The sequence below is a fragment of the Streptomyces sp. NPDC111606 genome (assembly GCF_055656945.1).
In genome coordinates this window covers 574,677-595,224 of the sequence record NZ_JBVKBY010000003.1, presented here as the reverse complement: position 1 = coordinate 595,224, position 20,548 = coordinate 574,677, and the positions used below count along the sequence as shown (strand labels likewise).

At 72.2% G+C, this 20,548-nt stretch carries 17 protein-coding genes; 9 read left to right on the top strand and 8 right to left on the bottom strand.

Going from position 1 to position 20,548, the window contains the following annotated elements; genetic code table 11:
- Positions 1-72 precede the first annotated feature (72 nt).
- From ACZ7M7_RS14445 to ACZ7M7_RS14425, 5 genes are all read right to left on the bottom strand, one after another.
- The gene (locus ACZ7M7_RS14445) at positions 73-888 is read right to left on the bottom strand and encodes an AfsR/SARP family transcriptional regulator (RefSeq protein ID WP_472116214.1); all 816 of its coding nucleotides are present in this window, start codon (positions 886-888) and stop codon (positions 73-75) included.
- A 316-nt stretch (positions 889-1,204) separates the two neighbouring features.
- Positions 1,205-2,419 carry an alpha/beta hydrolase family protein gene (locus tag ACZ7M7_RS14440; protein ID WP_472116211.1) on the bottom strand — a complete coding sequence of 405 codons (1,215 nt, stop codon included), beginning with the start codon at positions 2,417-2,419 and terminating at the stop codon, positions 1,205-1,207.
- On the bottom strand, positions 2,416-3,102 hold the full coding sequence (locus ACZ7M7_RS14435; protein WP_427844104.1) for a TetR/AcrR family transcriptional regulator: 687 nt from the start codon (positions 3,100-3,102) through the stop codon (positions 2,416-2,418). Before ACZ7M7_RS14435 ends, ACZ7M7_RS14440 begins: the two co-directional genes overlap by 4 nt.
- A 6-nt stretch (positions 3,103-3,108) precedes the next feature.
- On the bottom strand, positions 3,109-4,713 hold the full coding sequence (locus ACZ7M7_RS14430) for a DHA2 family efflux MFS transporter permease subunit (protein WP_472116208.1): 1,605 nt from the start codon (positions 4,711-4,713) through the stop codon (positions 3,109-3,111).
- A gap of 169 nt (positions 4,714-4,882) precedes the next feature.
- A complete protein-coding gene (locus ACZ7M7_RS14425) occupies positions 4,883-5,623 on the bottom strand; it encodes a 4'-phosphopantetheinyl transferase family protein (protein ID WP_472116205.1) in 741 nt (246 codons plus the stop codon).
- 261 nt (positions 5,624-5,884) lie between these two features.
- Between ACZ7M7_RS14425 and ACZ7M7_RS14420 the strand changes: the two genes are divergently transcribed.
- From ACZ7M7_RS14420 to ACZ7M7_RS14380, 9 genes are read left to right on the top strand one after another with little or no spacing between them, the layout of a single operon-like run.
- Positions 5,885-7,705 carry a fatty acyl-AMP ligase gene (locus ACZ7M7_RS14420; RefSeq protein WP_472116202.1) on the top strand — a complete coding sequence of 607 codons (1,821 nt, stop codon included), beginning with the start codon at positions 5,885-5,887 and terminating at the stop codon, positions 7,703-7,705.
- A 23-nt stretch (positions 7,706-7,728) separates the two neighbouring features.
- Positions 7,729-8,049, top strand: a complete 321-nt coding sequence (locus ACZ7M7_RS14415; protein ID WP_383600198.1) for an acyl carrier protein — start codon at positions 7,729-7,731, stop codon at positions 8,047-8,049.
- Complete coding sequence (locus ACZ7M7_RS14410) at positions 8,046-11,102, top strand: type I polyketide synthase (protein ID WP_472116200.1); 3,057 nt, start codon at positions 8,046-8,048, stop codon at positions 11,100-11,102. Before ACZ7M7_RS14415 ends, ACZ7M7_RS14410 begins: the two co-directional genes overlap by 4 nt.
- On the top strand, positions 11,102-12,124 hold the full coding sequence (locus tag ACZ7M7_RS14405) for a 3-oxoacyl-ACP synthase III family protein (protein WP_383600206.1): 1,023 nt from the start codon (positions 11,102-11,104) through the stop codon (positions 12,122-12,124). Before ACZ7M7_RS14410 ends, ACZ7M7_RS14405 begins: the two co-directional genes overlap by 1 nt.
- Positions 12,121-14,058, top strand: a complete 1,938-nt coding sequence (locus tag ACZ7M7_RS14400; protein ID WP_472116197.1) for an HAD-IIIC family phosphatase — start codon at positions 12,121-12,123, stop codon at positions 14,056-14,058. The genes ACZ7M7_RS14405 and ACZ7M7_RS14400 overlap by 4 nt, the downstream gene beginning before the upstream one ends.
- Positions 14,055-14,294, top strand: coding sequence for a phosphopantetheine-binding protein (locus tag ACZ7M7_RS14395; RefSeq protein WP_369274833.1), 240 nt, complete (start codon positions 14,055-14,057; stop codon positions 14,292-14,294). The genes ACZ7M7_RS14400 and ACZ7M7_RS14395 overlap by 4 nt, the downstream gene beginning before the upstream one ends.
- Complete coding sequence (locus tag ACZ7M7_RS14390; RefSeq protein ID WP_383600213.1) at positions 14,291-14,518, top strand: hypothetical protein; 228 nt, start codon at positions 14,291-14,293, stop codon at positions 14,516-14,518. The genes ACZ7M7_RS14395 and ACZ7M7_RS14390 overlap by 4 nt, the downstream gene beginning before the upstream one ends.
- Positions 14,515-15,624, top strand: a complete 1,110-nt coding sequence (locus ACZ7M7_RS14385; RefSeq protein ID WP_472116194.1) for an alpha/beta fold hydrolase — start codon at positions 14,515-14,517, stop codon at positions 15,622-15,624. Before ACZ7M7_RS14390 ends, ACZ7M7_RS14385 begins: the two co-directional genes overlap by 4 nt.
- Positions 15,621-16,427, top strand: a complete 807-nt coding sequence (locus ACZ7M7_RS14380) for a thioesterase II family protein (RefSeq protein WP_472116191.1) — start codon at positions 15,621-15,623, stop codon at positions 16,425-16,427. Before ACZ7M7_RS14385 ends, ACZ7M7_RS14380 begins: the two co-directional genes overlap by 4 nt.
- Here ACZ7M7_RS14380 and ACZ7M7_RS14375 read toward each other — a convergent pair.
- The 3 genes from ACZ7M7_RS14375 to ACZ7M7_RS14365 all read right to left on the bottom strand — a co-directional run bounded on the left by ACZ7M7_RS14375 (position 16,366) and on the right by ACZ7M7_RS14365 (position 20,548).
- Complete coding sequence (locus tag ACZ7M7_RS14375; RefSeq protein WP_472116188.1) at positions 16,366-17,244, bottom strand: MBL fold metallo-hydrolase; 879 nt, start codon at positions 17,242-17,244, stop codon at positions 16,366-16,368. The genes ACZ7M7_RS14380 and ACZ7M7_RS14375 overlap by 62 nt on opposite strands.
- A 95-nt stretch (positions 17,245-17,339) precedes the next feature.
- On the bottom strand, positions 17,340-19,376 hold the full coding sequence (locus tag ACZ7M7_RS14370) for an AMP-binding protein (RefSeq protein ID WP_472116185.1): 2,037 nt from the start codon (positions 19,374-19,376) through the stop codon (positions 17,340-17,342).
- Entirely contained in the window at positions 19,373-20,548 is a 1,176-nt protein-coding gene (locus ACZ7M7_RS14365) for a thiolase family protein (protein ID WP_472116183.1), read from the bottom strand. Before ACZ7M7_RS14365 ends, ACZ7M7_RS14370 begins: the two co-directional genes overlap by 4 nt.

Sequence of the window (20,548 nt, the reverse complement as noted above, 5' to 3'; positions counted from 1 at the left end):
CGCCGGATAAGAAGACGCCGTGCGGGGCCCGACCGGGTGGGAGGACGTCAGGGCCGGTCGGGGCCCTGACGGTCAGTGGACGGACGAGGTCATCCCGGAGGCCTCGAGCCGCTCCGGGTCCGCCCGCAGGATGGCCTCCTGGGCGAGCCTCAGTGCCGGCCCGGGCTCGACCCCGAGTTCCTCCTTGAGCACCCTGCGCGCGCGGCGGTACACCTGCAGCGCGTCTCCCTGGCGGCCCGCCCGGTACAGGGCGACCATCAGCTGACGGTAGAAGGGCTCCCGCATGGGGTGCTGCACGAGCAGGCCCTTCAGCTGCTCGCACACCTCATGATGCCGGTCGAGTGCCAGCGAGGAATCGATGCTCAGCTCGGTGCAGTTCAGCCGCTTCTCCTCCTGCACGGCCGCGAACGATTCTATGTCCAGCGACCCTGGAATACCCTCCAGAACAGGTCCTCGCCACAGGGACAGTGCCCTGTGCAGGAGCTCGGATGCGTGCTGGAAATCGGCCGCCAAGTACCGTTCCCGGCCACGACTGTAGAGCGTTTCGAATTCATGAGAATCGGTCACCGCGCCGCTCAGATCAAGAATGTACCCGGGCGGGGTCGTGACGATCGGGGATGCTTGCTGATCGCCATTCAGCAATTTCCGCAGCTGTGAGACGTACACGCGCAGGCTGGTAGACGCGCAGCGCGGCGGCTCCCGCTCCCACAGTTCCGCCATCAGCTTTTCCCCCGGCACCGTCTCACCCGCCCTGACCAGCAGAAGGGCGAGGAGTTTGGCGAGCTTGGGCGGCTCGGGTGTGAGATCGGCGCCGCCGCGGGACACCCGCAGCCGCCCCAGCAGCGCATAGTGCAGAGTGTGGTCAGGCACTAAAGGGGACAGGGACACGACAAACCCCCCGAATGCGTGGAACGCATTCAACTAATCTTCGGATCCCCCGTCCGCCCCTGGTCTGGGGGCGGCACAATGATCAGCGATTTCGTCGCTATGGCGTGCAGCATATGCGAGGTTGTTCTTCGGTACCAGTCTCGCTCGTTACACGGCCATTAAGGAGAATGAAATTCGGCGGTCCGACGACATGCAGCCGGAAAGAAATCGGCCGCCTCCCACGAACCGCCGGACGGCTCTGAGCCGAGCAGCCCGGCCCGCGGGGAGCGGGCCGGGCTGTTTCGAGCTGGATGTGCCGCGGACCGGCCGCCGCCGGTCAGATCGCCGCCGGCCGGTCCGCCCCGAGAGTCTCCAGCAGCCAGGAGAAGAGCCGGTCGTGGAACAGGCGCATGGCACCGGAGTGGCAGTGCGCCCCGCCGCCCTCGTCAGCCGTGAAGACGTGCAGCGTCTTGGGCGAGTTCAGCCCCGTGTACACCTTCTTCGCGTGCTCCAGCCCGGTGAAGAACAGGTCCTCCTCCGCGTCGAGGACGAGCACGGGACAACGCACCTGGCCGATCACGTCGGACAGGGCGAACGCCGGTAACCGGCGCAGCAGTTGGGCCGGGGTCTCGGCGTCGAAGGTCCACAGGGCTTGCCGCAGCATCCAGCGGGTGAAGGTCTGCTGCGCGGCAATTCCCCACATCACCGGGTTGGCGAAGTCGTCGTGCCCCTGCTCGACCCACTCCAGCACGAACGGCGGCAGCGCCACGACATCACCCAGCTGCCAGACGGCGTCGTGGGCGACGCAGCCGGCCAGCCGGTGCTCGAACGCGGCGGCGCGCACGGCGAGCAGGCCGCCGAGGCTGGTCCCGACCAGGACCAGGCGGTCGGGGTCCACACCCGGCAGGGACAGCGCGTGGTTCACGACCGGCGTGACCACGTTCTCCCAGTCGGCCCTGAAGGCCAGCCCTTGGTCGCGAAGGACCGAGCCCTGGCCCGGCCCTTCGAAGCACAGACAGTCGTAGCCGTGGGCGATTGCCGCGGCCGCCACGAAGAAGTAGCCCTCCTCGAGGGTGGAGTCGAGGCCGCCGTGATGGATGACCATCGGCCGCGGCTCGTCGGAGTCATCCGCCCGGTACAGGTAGCCGGGCAGCGAGGTGTCCTCATAGGGGATGCGCACGAACTCCGGTGGCCGGTCCATGAGTTGGGCGGCGTCGGCGAAGGTCTCCCGGGACAGCCGCATCAGCCGCAGGGCCTCCAGGTCCCGTGCGTTGTCGCGCTGGAAGAACTCGGCGGTCCGGTAGTAGTTGTGTGCCCGCAGCAGTGCGGCGCGCGCGTCGTCGCGGCGGCCCTCGCCCAGTGCGGCGGCGCCCAGCCGGTGGGCCCGTTCGGCGAGGGAGGCCCATTGGTGCCGCCAGGCTTCGGTGTCGCCGTTCGGGATGCGCGAGGCGACCGCGACGACCTCGCCCAGCTGCGCACCGCCGTAATCGGCGTAACCGGCGGTGCGCAGCGCCTGGTAGTCGAAGGCGGGGTCGTCGAAGAGGAATTTCATGGCTGCGGCTCCTGTGGTGGTGGGGAGTGCTCCGGTGCTGTACCGGGTCCCGCTCCGGCACAGGTCGTGCGGGTTCCGTTCAGGAACGTGTCGACGATCGTCTCGGCGAACGCACTCGATTCCACGGTGCGTTGACGCAGGATCAGCCGGGCGGCCATCGGTCCGGTCAGGATCTCGACCGCATCCTCCAGATCGAGGTCGGCGAGCAGCTCACCGCTGTCGACGCCGTCGCGCAGCGTCGCCAGCAGGGCCTCACGCCGGGCGGCGGTGACGGTCTGTTCGAATCGCTCCACCAGTTGCGGGCGGCGCACCGCCTCACCGAGCAGGCTGCCGATCAGCCGGTGCAGCGGGGTGTCCTGGCCACGGTGGCGCAGCTGGTCCACGAGGGTCACCAGCTTGTCCCGCAGGCTGAGTCCGGTCAGCGGCGGCACGGGAAGGTCAAGGGTGCTCAGCGCGGCGAGCACCAGTTCCTCCTTGTTGCGCCAGCGGCGGTAGATGGTGGCGCGGGCCACCCCGGCTCGCTGGGCGACCAGGTCCATGGACAGGTCGCCGAAGCTGCACCCTTCGCTGAGCAGGGCGAGGGTGCCGTCCAGGATCGCCCGGTCGGCGGCGGGATCGCGCTGGCGGCCGCCCCGGGCCGTGCGTCCCGGGGCGGCTGCCGATCGGTCGAGGTGTGGCGGCATACGGGTTCATACCTCCGCGGTGTGGGGTTCTTCGGCGGTCGCCTCCTCGGCGCCGGGCGTGCCGGCGGCTGTACGGGAGGGCAGGAGCAGCAGGGCGGCGAGGGCACCGACGAGCGTGACGCCCGCGGCGACGAGGGACGTGAGGTGCATGGCCGAGACGAACGCGTCGACCGCGCGGTCCTCGATGGCGGCGCCGCCCGGGCCCAGTTCCCGCGCGGCGGTGAGGGTGGCGGCGACGGACTCCTCCGCCGGGTCGCGGATCGCCGCGGGCAGCAGCGCCAGGTGGTCCTCGATCCGGGAGCGGTAGGCCACGGAGAGCACCGAGCCCAGGACCGCGACGCCGAGGGCGCCGCCCACCTGCCGAAAGGTGGTGCTGACCGCCGCTCCGGTGCCGGACCGGCCCGGGCCGACGGCGGACATGGCGGCAGAGGTCGCCGGGGGCATCACACAGGCGATGCCGACGCCCATCGCGAACAGGACGGACTCCAGGACCCAGACCTCGGTCCGCTCGTCGACGGTCGCGACCGCGAGGAAGCCGAGCGAGGTGAGCAGCATCCCGCCGGCGCACACCGGCCGGTCCCCGATCCGCTTGGCGGCGAGCGTCGCGGCCGGTGCGAACGTCAGCTGGGCCACCGCCAGGGGCAGCAGCAGGAGGCCGGCCTCCAGGGGCGTCCAGCCGCGCACGCTCTGGAGGTAGAAGACCAGGAAGAAGGTGGCGCCGAGCAGGCTGAAGAAGACCAGCCCGATGACGGCCACGGCGGCGCTGAAGCGACGGTCGGTGAACAGGGCGAGGTCCAGCGCGGGGCACCGACTGTGGTGTTCCCAGACGGCGAACAGGCCCAGGACGGCGAGGCCGCAGAGCATCGGCACCCAGACGGCGGTGTCCGCCCAGTCGCCGGACTCGCCCCCCTTGATCACGCCGTACACCAGGACGGTCAGGCCGGCGACGGACAGGGCGACGCCGAGCGGGTCGAGGCCGCCGCGCCCGGGGTCGCGGGACTCGGGTACGACGAACAGCGCGGCTACGGCGCCGATCAGCACGATGGGCAGGTTGATCAGAAACACCGAGCCCCACCAGAAGTGCTCCAGCAGCACGCCACCGGTGACGGGGCCCAGCGCCACAGCGAGTCCGGCGGCGCCTGCCCAGACACCGATGGCCTTGGCCCGTTCGGCGGGTGGGAAGACGGCCATGATGATCGCCAGAGTGGCGGGCAGCACGAGCGCGCCGCCGACGCCCAGCCCTGCCCTGGCGACGACGAGTTCGCCGGCGCTGTCCGCGTGGGCGGACCACAGGGAACAGCCACCGAAGACGACGAGCCCGGCCAGCAGCGTCCGCTTGCGTCCCCAGCGGTCGGCGAGCACACCGGTGGTGAAGAGCAGGGCGGCGAAGACGAGCGTGTAGGAGTCGATCGACCACTGCAACTCGCTCTGCGTGGCCCCCAGGCCGACGGGTGCCGGCTCGGCGAGGGTCTTCAGGGCCACGTTCAGGATCGACGTGTCCAGGACGACGAGCAGGAGGCTGACCAGCAGTACCGCCAGCACGCGCCACCTGTGCGGGTGCGCGGCCGACGGGATTTGCTCGGCAGGCTTGAGGTGAGGCTGAGAAGTCACGGATTCCGCTCCTCGTAAAGAGGGGGTGCGTGAGCTGAGTGCCGTTCTCGTGCCGTGTACTGCCGACGCTAGACCTGGCAACCAATCGAGTCAACGGTGTATCGAAACATCCGTGACTCGATTGCCGGTTGCTGTGCATCCACCGGAACTCGGCTTGACGAAAGGGCGGTTACAGACCGTCAGGACCCAGCGCCGCGGCAACGAGGAACCGCCCCGCCACTCGGTCACAGCGCAGTCGCCAACCCGGCGCCGCCTCAAGGGACCACCAGCCGTCGCCGTGCGGTCCGGGGCGAGGGCGCAGTCGTGCGAAGTCCCACGCCAGTCCGACGCCGTGCGCCTTCGTATAGGCCTCCTTGAGCGTCCACAGACGCACCAGCCTCTGATTCCGCTCGGCCGGCGGCAGCCCGGAGAGCTCCGCCAGCTCCCGCGGATGACAGAACCTATCGGCCAGTCCTGGCGTCAGCAGCGGGCGGTCCGACACCTCCACGTCCACTCCGATCAGGCGGCCGCGGGCGGCCCCCACCACCAGCTTTCCGGCCGTGTGGCTGATGGCCACGTCCAGCCCGGGAGGCTCGTGGAGGACGGGCCGCCCACTGCGGTCGCGGCCCAGCACGACCCGGTCCGGCTCCACGCCGGCCACGGCGGCAACGGTGTGGCGCAGCAGCAGCCGCGAGCCCAGCAGCCGCGCCCGCACGCGGGGTTCGCGTGCCGCGCAGTACCGCGACCAGTCCGGCCCGAGGAGTTCGCGCGCGCCGGGGCCGGGATGTCGCCCCCAGTCCACCGGCCGGCCGTGGCAGACGGCGTAGCCGTGCCGCCGCGCGGCCTCCTGGACCGCACGCCAACCCACCGCGGGCAGCGGACCGACGGGGAGGGGTTCGCCCCTCACAGGAAGAGCGTCCTGTTCGACCATGACAACCCCTTCTGTCACCCCGTGACCGGCACCCGGTGACCGGCACCCCGTGCCAGGACTGAATGTGCCACTCCGTGCACACACCGTTGTACCGGCTCCCGACGGCGTCGTCCGCTGAACCCCAAACCCTTGACGTGCGCGCCAATTTCCGCTTTACGCCGGCTTTTCACGGCGCATCGAGGCTGAGAGACGCCGGATGGCACTCGGTGCCTCCCGGACGTTCCACACCACACCGGTCACCGACCGCCGAAAGGAATGCCTGTGGCTCACCAGCTTCAGCACCGAACGTTGACCGACGCCGTACGCGCCGGCGTGGACCGCCATCCCGAACGTGCCGCGTTCGTGTATCTGCACGAGGACGGCCAGGCCATGCGATCCGAAGAGATCGGCTACGCGGAACTGGACCGGCGGGCGCGTCTCGTCGCCGCCCGGCTGCACCACGCGTCCAAGGGCGACCCCTCCCGCCCGGTCCTGTTGCTCTATCCGCCGACCCTGGACTTCGTGACGGCCTTCCTCGGCTGCTTCTACGCCGGGCGTACCGCGATTCCCGCGCCCCTGCCCGACGAGCCGGGCGAGCGGCTGGCACGGGTCAGCGGCATCCTGCGGGACGCCGGGGTCGGGGCGGTGCTGACGCTCCCCGAGTTCCGGCAGGCCATCGGGGCCTGGCTGGCCGCCGCCGGAGAGCGGGACGTGGTGTGTCTGTCGACCGGCCCGGACGACCAGGACGGAGCCGATCCCGACCTGTGGGTACCGCCCGTCGTGCGCGACACCGACGTGGCCTTCCTCCAGTACAGCTCGGGCTCCACCAGCGAACCCAAGGGCGTCATGGTCACGCACGCCAACCTGGCCGCCAACGAGGAGGCCATCCGCACCGCGATGCGGACCCCGGAGGGTGTCGTGGCGGGCAGCTGGCTGCCGCTCTATCACGACATGGGGCTCATAGGGATGACCCTCCAGCCACTGTGGGTGGGCGGTACCAGCGTGCAGATGTCACCGGTCTCCTTCATCAAGCAGCCACACCGCTGGCTCCGTATGATCCACGACTATCGCGTCGAGGGCACCGCCTCGCCCAACTTCGGCTACGACCTGTGCGTCCGGCGCGTCACCGAGGAGCAGTCGGCGGGGCTGGACCTGTCCAGCCTGCGGGTGGCGCTCAACGGGGCCGAGCCGGTGCGCGCCGACACCCTGCGCGCCTTCGTCCGGCGCTTCGCCGGCAACGGTCTGCGCGCCGAGTCCCTGCTGCCCTGCTACGGCCTGGCCGAGAACACCCTGCTGGTCTCCGGCGGCGACACCGAGGCGCCGCACCTCGAACTCACCGTCGACGCCGTCGCGTTGGAGCAGGACGAGCTGCGGCCCGTGCGCAGCGACCGCCCGGCCCGGACCCTCGTGGGCTGCGGCCGGCCGAAGGACACCGAGATCCTGATCGTGGACCCGATGACCCGTCAGGCGCTGCCCGGCGGCCGGATCGGCGAGATCTGGCTGCGCGGCCCCTCGGTGGCCGCCGGCTACTGGAACCGGCGCGAGCTCACCACCGAGACGTTCCAGGCGGTCACGGCCGACGGCCGGGCCGGCTACTTCCGCACCGGCGACCTCGGCGCCCTGCTCCACGAGGAGCTCTACGTCACCGGCCGGATCAAGGAGATGCTCATCCAGCACGGCCGCAATCTCTACCCGCAGGACATCGAGCAGGCCGTCCAGGAGTCCGGGGAGGCCTTCCGGCGCGGCGGCGGCGCGGTGTTCACCGTCACCGACGAGGCGTCCGACCGCTCGCACGTGGTCGTGGTGCAGGAGCTCACGGCCCGCGCGGGCGGCAGCGAGGCGGACCTGATCCGCCTCGCAGCCGACGTCCAGGCGCTGCTCAGCCGGCAGTTGCAGCTGCCCGGCGTGAGCGTGGTGCTTGTCCGCCCCGGGGTGATCCGCAAGACGACCAGCGGGAAGACGCAGCGCACGCTCATGCGGCAGTTGTTCCTCGACGGCGCCCTGCCCGTGCTGCACCAGCGCCTCCAGGAACCGGTCGCCGCCCTGTTCCCCGCCCCGGACCCGGCGCCCGAACCCACCGCCGCCGTGTCCTCCAGCAGCTGAGATCCGGAAGAGAGATGCACGCCATGAGCATCACCGACCAGTCCCTCACCCCCGTCGGCACCGCCCCCGTGGACCAGCCGTCGCCGCACCCCGGCGCCCCGGACCTCGAAGGGTGGCTGACCGAGCGGGTGGCCTTCCATCTGCGCCGGGCCTCCGAGGAGATCGACCCGGACACCCCGCTCGCCGACTACGGCATCGACTCGGTCGCGGCGATCAGCATCTGCGGCGAGATCGAGGCGCACGTCCGGCTCGCGGTCTCCCCCACCATCACCTACGACTTCCCGACCGTCCACGCGATCAGTGAGCACCTCGCCGAGCGCCTGGCCTCCGGGGACCCGTCATGACCGAGCGCGAACCGATCGCCGTCGTCGGCCTGGACTGCCGCTTCCCCGGCGCCCGCGACGCCCGCGAGTACTGGTCGCTCCTCATGGACGGACGCGACGGCACCGACCGGGTTCCCGGCCAGCGCTGGGACGCCGACCGCTACCACGCCGCCTCGTCGACCGCGCCGCAGAGCGCCTCCGAAGCCCGGCCGCCGGGCCGCAGCAACACCGTGCGCGGCGGGTTCATCCAGGACCCCGACGCGTTCGACCCGGGCTTCTTCGGGATCTCTCCGCGGGAGGCCGCGGCCATGGACCCGCAGCAGCGGCTGCTGCTGCAGTGCTCGTGGCGGGCCATCGAGGACGCAGCCGTCGCCCCGCAGGACCTGGCCGGCACCGACACCGGCGTGTTCGTCGGGGTGATGGCCAACGAGTGGGCGTATCTCCAGCTCGCCGACTACGACAGGATCACCGCCCGGTACGGCTCCGGCAATGGCTACTTCATGGGCGCGAACCGGGTTTCGTACCACCTCGACCTCAAGGGCCCCAGTCTCGCCGTGGACACCGCCTGCTCCTCCTCGCTCTACGCCGTCCACCTCGCGATGGGCTCACTGCGCTCCGGGGAGTGCGACTACGCGCTGGCGGCCGGGACCAACCTGATCATGACGCCGGTCATCAACATCTTCTACACCCAGGCCGGCCTCTCGGCGCCCGACGGTCGCTGCAAGCCGTTCAGCGCCTCGGCCGACGGCATCGGACGGGCCGAGGGCGTGGCGGTGCTGGTGCTGCGCAGGCTCAGCGACGCCCTGACGGACCGTCAGCCCGTGTACGCCGTGCTGAAGGAGACCGGGATCAACCAGGACGGGCGCAGCAACGGCATCACCGCGCCCAACCGCTGGGCGCAGCAACGGCTGATCGAGTCCGTCTGGCAGCGGGCCGGCGTCACCGCCGACGACATCCGGTTCGTCGAGGCGCACGGCACCGGCACCCTGCTGGGCGACCTCATCGAGGCGCAAGCGCTCGGCGAGCTGACCAGCGGCCGCAGCGGCGGCAGCGTGGGACTGGGCTCGGTCAAGAGCAACTTCGGGCACGCCGAGGGGGCGGCCGGGATCGCCGGGCTGATCAAGACCGTGCTGGCGCTCCACCACCGCACGGTGCCGCCCAGCCGGTTCGCGGCCGACGCGAACCCGAGGCTGGACCTGCCCGGGCGCCGGCTCTCCCTGCTCAAGGCACCGCTCAGGCTGCCGTCCGGCACCGTGCACGCCGCGGTCAGCAGCTTCGGCATGGGCGGCAGCAACGCCCACGCCGTGCTCGCCTCCGCCCCCCGAGCGGTGCATCGCGGCCGCGACCGGGCGCCCGGGGTGTTCACGGTCTCCGCCCGGTCCCCCGAACGGCTGCGTGCCAATCTGCTGGCGCAGGCCGACGCCCTGTCACGCCGCCCGGAGAACCAGCTGGCGCAGCTGTGCTGGACCAGCAATCGCGTCAAGTCCCGCCTGCCGTACCGGGCTGCCGTCGCCGCCGCCGATCTGCCCACGCTGGCCGCCGAGTTGCGCAAGGCCGCGGAGCACGTCGAGGAGGCCGCCCGGGTGGACGGCGGGCGGCGCGCGGCGGCGTCGGTGGCGTTCGCCTTCACCGGGCAGGGCGCCCAGCACCCCCGCATGGCCGCGTCCTGGTACCGGTCGTTCCCCGCCTACGCACGGCATTTCGACGAGATCGACAAAGTACTCGCCCCGCACACCGGACGGTCGGTGCGCGACCTGGTCCTCGACGGCGATCCGGAGGTCCACCGGGCGCGCTCGGCCCAGCCGGCGCTGTTCGCCGTGGGGTACGCGATGGCCGCCGCCCTCGTCGAGTCCGGGATCGCGCCGTCGTACGTCCTCGGGCACAGCATCGGTGAGTTCGCCGCCGCCTGCCTGGCCGGTGCGCTGGACGTGGCGGACGCCGCCCGGCTGGTCGCCCGGCGCGGAGCGCTGATGGAGGCGCTGCCCGGGGACGGCGGGATGCTCGCGGTGAGCATGGGTGCCGCGGAGGTCGAGTCGCTGCTGGTGAGGCGGCGGCGGCTCGGCCTGGCCGCCGTCAACGGACCGGGCAGCACGGTGGTCGCCGGGGACCTCGGTGAACTGGCCGCACTGGAAGAGCAGTTGGCCAAGCGTGGGGTGGCCGCCCGGCGGCTCACCGTCTCCCATGCCTTCCACTCGCCGCTGATGGAACCCGTGGTCGAGGACTTCCGCCGGGAGTGCGCGGACGTGCCCGCCCGGGGACCACGAATTCCGCTCTTCTCCACGGTGAACGGCCATCAACTCACCGGCGGGGAAACCATGGACGCCGACTACTGGGCCCGGCAGATCACCGCGCCGGTGCGGTTCGCCGATGCCGCGAGCGCTCTGCTGGCCGCAGGCGTGACCCACGTGGTGGAGATCGGCCCGCGGGCGGTGCTGACCCCGCTGCTGGCCCGGCTCAAGCCGGACGCCGGTCACCCGGTGCGCCTGCACGCCGCCCACCCGGGCGAGCATGCCTCGGACCACCGGCCCCAGCAGCTGTTCGGTGAGCTGTGGTGCGCCGGGCTCGCGCCGGAGTGGGACGTGCTGTACGCCGAGGCCGACCGGGTGCCCCGCCGACTGCCGCCGTACGTGTTCGACGACTCGTTCCGCGCCTGGCGCACCGGCACCGCCCCGGGCCTCCCGGAACTGTCCGCGCCTGACGTCCCCCCTGGCGCGGACACCGCGGTCCGTGGGGGTGCGGACCGCGGCGAATCGTGCCCGCCGGCCCCGGCGGCTGACCTGCCGGACACTCTCAGCGTCCTGACACGCCAACTGGTGTGCCGGGTCGGCGGGCACGACCCCGAGCAGGTGCACGACCACGACCGGCTCCACGAGGACCTGGGCTTCGACTCGATCCGGGTGATGGAGCTCAAGGCCCGGATCGAGGACGCGCTCCCACGACTGGGCACTCTCCCGATCGAAGACCTGCTCGCCGGCCTGCGCACCGTGGGTGACCTCGTCGGGTTCCTGCGCGAGAGGCACGTCGCCGAGGGCACCGCGGCTCCTTTACCCACAACCCCGGAAGGAACCCGCTGATGACCGCACCCACCGTCCATCTGGCCTCGGTCGGCACCTGTCTGCCCGGTGACCCCGTGGACAACGCGACCCTGGCCAAACTCGTCGGTGTCGACGAGACCTGGGCCGAGATGTTCATCGGCAACGCCACCCGGCACTTCACCGTCGACCTCCCGACCGGAGAGGTACGGCACACACTGGCCGACATCGCCGCGACCGCCGCCGACCGGGCGCTGACTCAGGCCGGTCTGGAGCCGTACGACATCGACTGCGTCGTCATGGGCACGGCCACGCCGGACCAGCTGATGCCGGCCACGGTGAACCTGGTGGCTGACCGGCTCGGCATCGACAACGTCCCCACCTACCAGCTGCAGTCCGGCTGCGCCGGCGCCGTGCAGGCCCTCGACGTGGCCCGCACGCTGCTGCTCGCCGAGCGCTGCGGCACGGTGCTGGTGATCGGCGGCGACGTGTGCGCCAAGCACCTGGAGACGGATTTCGACCTGGGATCGCGCACATCGGCCGAGCTGGTCAACTACGTGCTCTTCGGCGACGGCGCCGGCGCGGCCGTGCTCAGCAATGAAGCGCTCGGGCAGCGCGTCGTGATCCGTCAGGTGCTCAACCGGCTGGTGGGGCTGGGCCGGGAGCCGGGCCAGGTCGTCGACTGGTTCGGGCTCGGCGACCGGCACACCGACCGCACCGCCGTCTTCGAGGACTACAAGGCGATCGAGGAGGCGGTGCCCGCGCTGGCCCAGCAGACGTTCTGGGAGCTCATGGAGGACCTGGGCTGGGGCACGCACGAGCTGGACTTCCTGCTGCCCCCGCAGCTGTCCGGCCGGATGAGCGACCGCATCTCCGACGGCATGCCCGCCCCGAACGCCCGCCGCGTCAACGTGGTGCGCCACGTCGGCAACAACGGCAACGCGCTGCCGTTCCTCCAGCTGGAGGAGCTGCTGCGGCAGTGGGACGGCCCCGGGCGCGCCCTCGCCGTCGCCATCGAGTCCAGCAAGTGGATCAAGTCCGGTGTCGCACTGGAGCGTTCATGACCGCGACCAGGAAGCACCGCACACCCGACCCGGCGGCCACCTGGCACGACCCCGAGGCGTTGAGCGCGCTGCGCGCCCTGCACCGCGCGGGCAGGCTCCCGGCGGAGTACGGCTCGGTACGGTCCCTGCTGTCGCGCATGCCGGTGGCCGACCTCCCGGCCGCGGGCCAGCTGCTGGCCCGGCTCGATCCCGAGGAGGTGTGCCGCCACGCGGAGGTGCCGGTGGTCACCGCCACCGTCACCGGCCACTCGACGGTGGCTGGGCTGGTGGCTCCCCTCACCTCCGAACTGGCCCGGCACGGGCTGCTGCTGGAGGCGAAGGTCTCGCCGTACGGCGCCTACCTCCAGGATCTGATGCGCCCGGCCACGGCCGTCGAGGACCAGCCACAACTCACACTCTGCGTGCTCGACGCGCACACCGTCTTCGACGACGTCACGGTGCCGTGGCGAGCCGAGGACGTGGAGGCCGCCGCACGGGCCAGGCTCTCGCTCCTGACCGGCGCCGTGCGCACCCACCAGCAGGCCGGCCGGGGCCTGCTCGTTCTCAACACCGTGCCGCTGCACCGCCGTTACACCCACCAGCTGGTCGACCTGCGCTCGCGGGCCCGGCTCGGCGCGGTGTGGCGGGAGTTCAACGGCGGGCTGCTGACCCTGGCCGAGCAGTACCCGGGCGTGGTCACCGTGGACCTCGACCCGCTGGTCGCCGAGGGCGTACCGGCGTGCGAACCGCGCATCGCGCAGTACGCCCGGGCCCGGCTCTCCGACGCGCTGCTGGCCGCCTATGCCCGGGAGACCGCCCACGTCGTACGCGCCCGCCTCGGCCGCACCCGCAAGTGCCTGGTGCTGGACCTGGACGGCACGCTGTGGGGCGGGGTGCTCGGCGAGGCCGGGCCCGGTGGCATCGAGCTCGGCGCGGGCCTGCGCGGTGAGGCCTTCCAGGAGTTCCAGCGGACGGTGCAGCAGCTCGGCGCGCAGGGCGTACTGCTCGCGGTCAGCAGCAAGAACGACGCCGAGCTGGTCCGCGCGACGCTGCGCACCCACCCGGGCATGCTGCTGCGCGAGGACGACTTCGTCCGCGTCAACGCCAACTGGAAGGCAAAGCACGACAATCTCCGCGACATCGCGGACAGGCTCGGGCTCGGCCTGGACAGCTTCGTCTTCGTCGACGACAGCACCTTCGAGTGCGGGCTGGTCGGCGAGCAGCTGCCCGAGGTCGCCGTGGTCCGCGTCGACGAGGAGCCCGCGCTGCATCCCGCGGCGCTGCTGGCCGACGGCTGGTTCGACATGTTCGAGCTGACCGAGGCCGACCTGGAGCGGGCCGGCCGCTACCGCACCGAGACGCTGCGGCAGGAGTTCCGTGAGGACGTCGGCTCCTACGAGGACTATCTCGACGGGCTCGGCCTGGAGGTCGACCTGCGGCCGCCGGACGAGTCCGAGATCGCTCGGGTGTCCCAGCTGACCCTGCGCACCAACCAGTTCCACCTGGCCACCGAACGTCTGCAGGCGGCCCAGGTGTCGGCGCAGGTGGACCGCCCGGGGCACCACGTGCCCGCCGTACGCGCGCGTGACCGGTTCGGTGACCACGGTCTGGTCGGCGCGCTGTTCCTGCGGCGTGAGGGAGAGGTGCTGCGCATCGACAACTTCGTCCTGAGCTGCCGGGTGTTCTCCCGCGGCATCGAGAGCGCCTGTGTGGCGGCGGTGCTGCGCTTCGCCCGCGACACCGGAGCGAGCGCGGTGACGGGCCGCTACCTTCCCTCGCCCCGCAACGCGGCCTTCGCCTCCTTCTACGCCAGCCACGGTTTCGCCCCGGTCGGCACCGACCCGGACGATCCCGAGGCCGTCTTCTTCCGGCACGACCTGACCGATATCGCGCCCGCCCCTGCCCATCTGCGGCTGCACGCCGCGTTCGGGCCGTTCGACGGAGACCCGACATGACCACCGCCCTCGCCGACATCGCGGAGTTCCGCCTGCTGCTGGAGGAGGAACTCGGCCTGCACGTCCGGGCCGACGACCTCGATCGCCCGCTGGACGACTTCCCCGACTGGGACTCGGTGCTGCTGCTCAGGCTCGTGACCGTCGTGGAGGACGTCGTCGGCCGACGCGTCCCGGTGGCCGACGTGCTCCAGGCACGCACGTTCCGCCAGATGTTCGAGGTGGTGGCCGGCCCGTGACCACCCCTCGGCCCGACGCCGCGCCCGACGCCCCCGACACCTGCCTGCACTTCCACGCCTTGTTCCTCGACACCCAGCTCGACGTGTTCCTCTCCCCCGGCCTCGGCAGGCAGGTGCGGGCCGGTCTCGCCCGCTTCCTCACCGGCCGCGGGAACAGCCGGGCGACCGACGGCACGCCCGATGCCCCGGAACGGATCCCGGAAGAGAAAGGAGCGGCCCGATGATTCCTCTCGCGGAGCTGCGGAGGTTCGCCCTGCCCCACGCGCACGCCCAGGGCATCCCCGCAGATGTCATCGACCGGGTGATGCGGAGCCTCAGCACGGACGTCGGGGACGAGGGCCCCGACGCCTGGGTGCACGAGTGGTCGTCGCTCGGCATCGCGGCCGAGGCCCGCGGCCGCGACCTGGACGCCGTCCGCTGCTACGCGATGGCCCGTTTCCCCTACGTCGACGGGCCGTTCCGGCAGGCGGCGCAGAGCGCCTGCGTCGAGGCCTTCGACCGCTGGCGCAAACGAGTACGCGGCATCTCCCGGCTCGACCTGCCCTACGGGGAGAAAGGCTTCGCCTGCTGGGCCGCCGGCCTGTCCACCCAGAACAGGCTCCCGCTCATCATCGTCCTGGGCGGCATCACCGGCACCAAGGAGCAGTGGGCCCCGGTGCTCGCCGGAGCCGACCGGCTCGGCGCGGCCGTAGTGGTCACGGAACTGCCCGGCGTCGGCGAGAACACCCTCACCTACGGAACGGACAGCACACGCATGCTCACTTACCTCCTCGACCTGCTCGGCCGCGCCGCCGACGCCTCCCGCACCTGCGTCGTGGGCCTGAGCTTCGGCGGGCATCTCGCGCTGCGCCAGGCCCTGGAGGACGACCGTATCCGGGGGCTGGCCACCGTCGGGGCTCCGGTACGGGACTTCTTCGTCCGCGCCGCGGACCACACGCCGCTGCCGCGCCTGGTGAACCTGACCCTCTCCCACGTCATGCGCACACCGGTGGACCGGCTTCCGGCCGCCCTGGCCGACTGGGAGCTGGACGAGGAGCGGCTCACCCGGCTGCGCACGCCGGTCGCCTACGCGGCGAGCCGCGCCGACGAGATCGCGCCCCCCTCGGACGTCGAGCTGCTGGAGCGTACCGTGCCGCACCTGCGCCTGGTGGAGAACGACGTCCTCGGCGGCCGGCCCGACCGGGCGGCCGAGACCCGGCTGTGGCTGCTGTCGCAGGCGCTGCGCATGACCGGCACGGCGGGTACCGTACGCCGGGCCGCCTCGGCCCGCGCCCGCGTCCTGCGCGCCCGCCACCGCCTCGCCCGTACGTCGGCCGGAGACCCCGCATGACGACGAGCGCCTCGGTCTCCTGCCTGAGCCGGGCGCCCCGTCCGGACGCCCGGCTGCGGCTGTTCTGCTTTCACCACGCCGGCGGCGGGGCCTCGTTCTTCAGTTCCTGGGACCGGCGCGTGTCGTCGGACGTCGACGTCCTGCCGGTGCAGCTGCCGGGCCGCGAGGCGCGCTACCGCGAGCCGCGGTACCAGGACGCCGGGGAGGTGGTCGACGCCCTCGGGCGTGACCTCGCTCCCTGTCTCGATGCGGGACCGTGGGCCGCGTACGGCCACAGCATGGGCGCCCTGCTGTCCTTCGCGCTGGCTGCGGCCCGGCTGCGCGCGGGCGGGCGCGGTCCGGATGCGCTGTTCCTGGGAGCTTACGCGGCCCCGCACTGTACGCCGACGCTGCCGCCGCCCGACCGGTACGAGGACGGCGAACTGGCCCGCCTGCTCGTGGACTTCGGCGGGCTGGACCCGCGGTTCCTGGGGCGGGCGGACTGGCTGCGGGTGCTGCTGCCGATCCTCCGCGACGATCTGCGGATCTGCGCGAGCCACCAGCGGGCGGGGCTGCCGGACCCGGACGACGAGCGGGCCCGGCTGCCGCTGACCGTCGAGGCGTTCGCCGGCACCGACGACCCGCTCGTCGACCCGGCCGCCGTGCGGGCCTGGGGGCGGTATGTGCACCGCTTCCGACTGACTCCGGTCCCCGGCGGCCACTTCTTCCCGCGCGAGGCGCCCGACGCGTTCTTCGACCGGCTCAACCGTTCGCTGGCCCGGCTTCTCGCGGAGCCGGGGGCACCACCCGGGGCACCCGGCTGATCCGCCGCCGGACGTCCTCGGCATTCTTCTCGTACAGCGTGCGCTGCTCCTGGATGCCGGGCATGACCCACAGCGGCCGCGCGGAGGCGTCGGCGAACGCGAGGCCGTGGTCGTCGGGCCGCAGCCCGGTCAGGGTGAGCTCGAACGACTCCAGGTAGTCGATGTCACCGGCCGCGGTGAGCCGGAACGGCCGGTCGTGGCCCGGGTAGATCAGATCGGACACCGTCAGGACCCGCTCGATGCTGTGGGCGGCCTGGTCGGCGTCCCAGAACACCAGGGGGTTGCGCCTGGTGCGGGCGACGTACGCGAAGTGCAGGGCGTCACCGGTGATGGCGGCGCGGCCGTACTCGGTCTGCACGATCACGCCGATGCTGCCGGGCGAGTGGCCGGGCAGGCCGATGACGCCGACCCCCGGGATGATCTCCTCCCCGTCCGTGACCTCGCGGACGGGGAGCTGTTCCAGCAACAACCCCGTCCAGGCGGGCGTGGCCCAGTCGTTGGCGTGCGGGAGGTGCGCGTACCGGCGTTCGTCGGGGTGCAGGACGAGGGTGGCCCGCGGGAACAGGTCGACGTTCTGGACGTGGTCCCAGTGGGCGTGGGTGAGGACGACGGTGTCGATGTCCTCGGCGGTGAGGCCGTGTCGGGCGAGCGCGTTCCGGAGGAAGGGGCGGCGGCCGACGTGGGCGGCGTCGATGATGATGTTCCTCTCCCGTCCGGCCGCGTCCGGACCGCGGACCAGGAACACCCCGCAGAAGGCGGGATAGCCCTGGTCCGTGTCGATGGCGAAGCCGGGCAGGAGGATGTCGATCGTCGGCATGGAACTCCCTTGGGTGGTGGGCGTGTCGGGCTGTGGACGTCTGGTCCGCCTGCATGGGTGCCGGGACGGGTGGCCCGCCTGAACGGGTCCTGACTTCACTGCTCGTGCAGGGCGGCACGGATCGCGTCGAGGCAGGCCGGGTTGACGAGTGTGGACAGGTCGCCGGGTGCCTCGCCGGTGACGAGGCCGCGGACGAGCCGCCGCATCACCTTGCCGTTGCGGGTCCTGGGCAGCTCCGGCACGGCGACCACCCGGGCGGGGCGGAACGCGGCGCCGAGCGCACCGGCCACCCGCCCGCGAATCCGCTCGGCCTCCGTCTCGCCCAGCGACCGGCCGTCGGCCGGGACCGCGAAGCACCACAGGGCCTCCCCCTTGACAGGGTGCGGGATGCCGACCGCGGCCGCCTCGGCGACAGCCGGGTCGCCGACGACGGCGTCCTCGACCTCGGTGGGCCCGAGCCGTTTGCCGGCCAGCTTGATGACATCGTCGAGCCGCCCGTGGACGAACCACTCGTCGCCGGTGCGTGAGACGAGGTCGCCGTGGGACCAACGCCCCGGCCTGGGGCCGAAGTAGGTCTGGGCGAAGCGTTCGCGTGCCCGCCACAGCCCCCGGGTCATGCCCGGCCAGGAGCGCTCGACGACCAGCTCGCCGAGCTGCCCCTCCGGTGGCTGCGCGCCGGAGTCGTCCTCGACAACCGCGGCGATGCCCAGGCAGGGGCCCGCGAAGCCGCACGGCGACTGGGGCAGGGTGGGCGCGGAGGCGAGCAGGGATCCGCCGGCCTCGGTGCCGCCGCAGATATTGATCACGGGGCAGCGTTTGCCGCCGAACTCGGCGAAGTACCAGCGCCAGGCGTCCTCGGTCCACGGCTCCCCGGTCGAGCCGAGGAGCCGTAGCCGGGAGGGCACGACCGGGTCGCGCGGCTCACGGCCCATCAGCATGCGGGCCAGGCTGGGCGAACTGCCGAAGACGGTGACCTCGTGGTCGTCGAGCAGGTGCCGCAGGCGGGTGACGTCCGGGTGGTCGATCGCGCCCTCGTAGGCCAGGACGCAGGCGCCTGCGAGGGTGCCGCCCAAGGCGATGAGCGGGAACATGATCCAGCCGGGGTCGGTCACCCAGAAGACCACGTCGTCCGGCCGCAGGTCGAGGTTGTACCGGGTCTCGCTGCCGACCTGTGCCGGGAAGCCGCCGTGGGTGTGGACCGCGCCTTTCGGGCGGCCGGTGGTGCCGGAGGTGTGCAACAGGAGGAACGGGGCAGTGACGGGCACCGAGACGACCGGGACAGGTTCGGCGGCGGCCAGCCGGTGCCAGTCCGTCGTCGCGAGCCCGACGCGGTCGTGGCCGCCGGGCCCTGAGGGCACCGTTCGCCCCTCCTGCTCGCCGCCTGCGGGGGAGGGCCTCTCGGATGTCTCCGGCTCACCACGCTCGCCACCCACCGAAGGTGGCCCGCTCGGCTCCCGCACGACGACGAGATGGCGTACGCACGTGGCGCTCTCCAGTGACGTGCGGGCCACCGCCGCCATGTCCTGCCGACGCCCCCGCCGGACGGCGTCCCCGGCGGTCACCAGGACCCGGACGTCGGCATCGACGAGCCGGATCGCGATGGCCTCGGCGCCGAACCCCGAGAACAGCGGAACCAGTACGGCACCGATGCGCGCGCAGGCGAAGAGCAGGACGAAAGCCTCGGGACCGGGAGGCAGGTAGCCGGCCACGCGGTCCCCGGACATGACACCGAGCCCGCGCAGCCCGCCGGCCACCCGGGCGCTGTACGCGGCCGCTTCACCGTAGGTCAGCACCCCGCGCGAGCCGTCCTCCCGCTCCCAGCGCAGTGCCGGAGCCTGCCCGCTCCCCTGCCGCACCCGGCGCTCCAGACAGGAGTCCACGAGGTTGGTGTACGCGCCCGGGAACCAGCGCGTGAACGCGATGCCTCCGGATTCGTCGCACACGCACAGCGGCGGCCGGTGCCAGACTATGCCGATGTCCTGCACGGCCCGCTCCCAGAACCACTCGGGGTCGGCCGCGGACCTGGCCTGGAGCGCGCGGTAGCCGCCGTCGACGCCGTGCCTGCGGCAGAACGCCGTGATGTTGCTCCGCTCGGTGAACTCCCGCGTCGGATACCAGGCGTACGCGCTCATCGGGCCGCGCTCGGATTCTCGATCAGTGCGGCGATGCCCTGGCCGCCGCCGATGCACAGGGCGACCACGGCCAGCCGGCCGCCGGTGCGGCGCAGTTCGTGCGCCGCCTTGAGCAGCAGGACGCATCCGGTGGCGCCGATGGGATGGCCCAGGGCGATCGCCCCACCGTTCGGGTTGACCCGGTCCGGTTCGAGCTTGAGGAGGTCCATGACGGCCAGGACCTGGGCTGCGAACGCCTCGTTGAGTTCGATCACGTCGATCTCGTCCAGGGTGAGGTCGTTGCGGCGCAGCAGGGTGCGGATCGCCTCCGCGGGGGCGACGCCCATGATCTCCGGCTCCAGCGCCGTGACGGCGGCGTCACGCAGTCGGCACAGTGGTGCGATGCCGGAGTCGAGGTCGGCCGCGCGCATCAGGAGCACGGCGGCGGCACCGTCGTTGATGCCGGCCGAGTTCCCGGCGGTGATCGTGCCGTGCTCCGCGAAGACGGGGCGCAGGCCCCCGAGTTTCTCCTCCGTCGTACCGGGCCGGGGGTGTTCGTCCCGCTCGACGATGCCGTGCGCGGTGGCCACGGGCACGATCTGTTCCTGAAACCGTCCCTCCTCCACGGCGATGGAGGCGCGCCGCTGGCTCTCGGCGGCCCATCGGTCCTGGCGCCGCCGCGAGATGCCGTACCGGTCGGCCACCGCCTCGCCCGTCATGCCCATGGGGTAGTCCCCGAAGGGGTCGGTGACCAGGGAGACCGTGCCGTCGATGGTCGTTCCTTCGGTCAGCTCGTCGGGGGCCCGTTCGCCGTAGTCGAGCAGCGGCTGACGGGTCATCGACTCGTTTCCGCCCGCCACGGCGACATCGGTCGCGCCGAGGGTGAGGCTCTGCGCGGCCGACCAGACCGCCTGGAGACCTGATCCGCACAGCCTGTTGACGTTGTACGCGGTGGTCCGCACGGGAAGCCCGGCACGCAGTGCCGCGCGCCGGGCGTTGAACGCGTCGGGGCCGACCAGACCGACACAGCCCAGGACGACTTCGTCCACGGCGCCGGGTTCCAGTCCGCCGCGCAGGACCGCCTCCCGGATCACTACGGCTCCCAGCTGGTGGGCGGGCACCGAACTCAGATCGCCTTTGTACCGGCCGATCGGGGTGCGGGCCCCGTGGACGACGGCGATGTCTACGGGCAT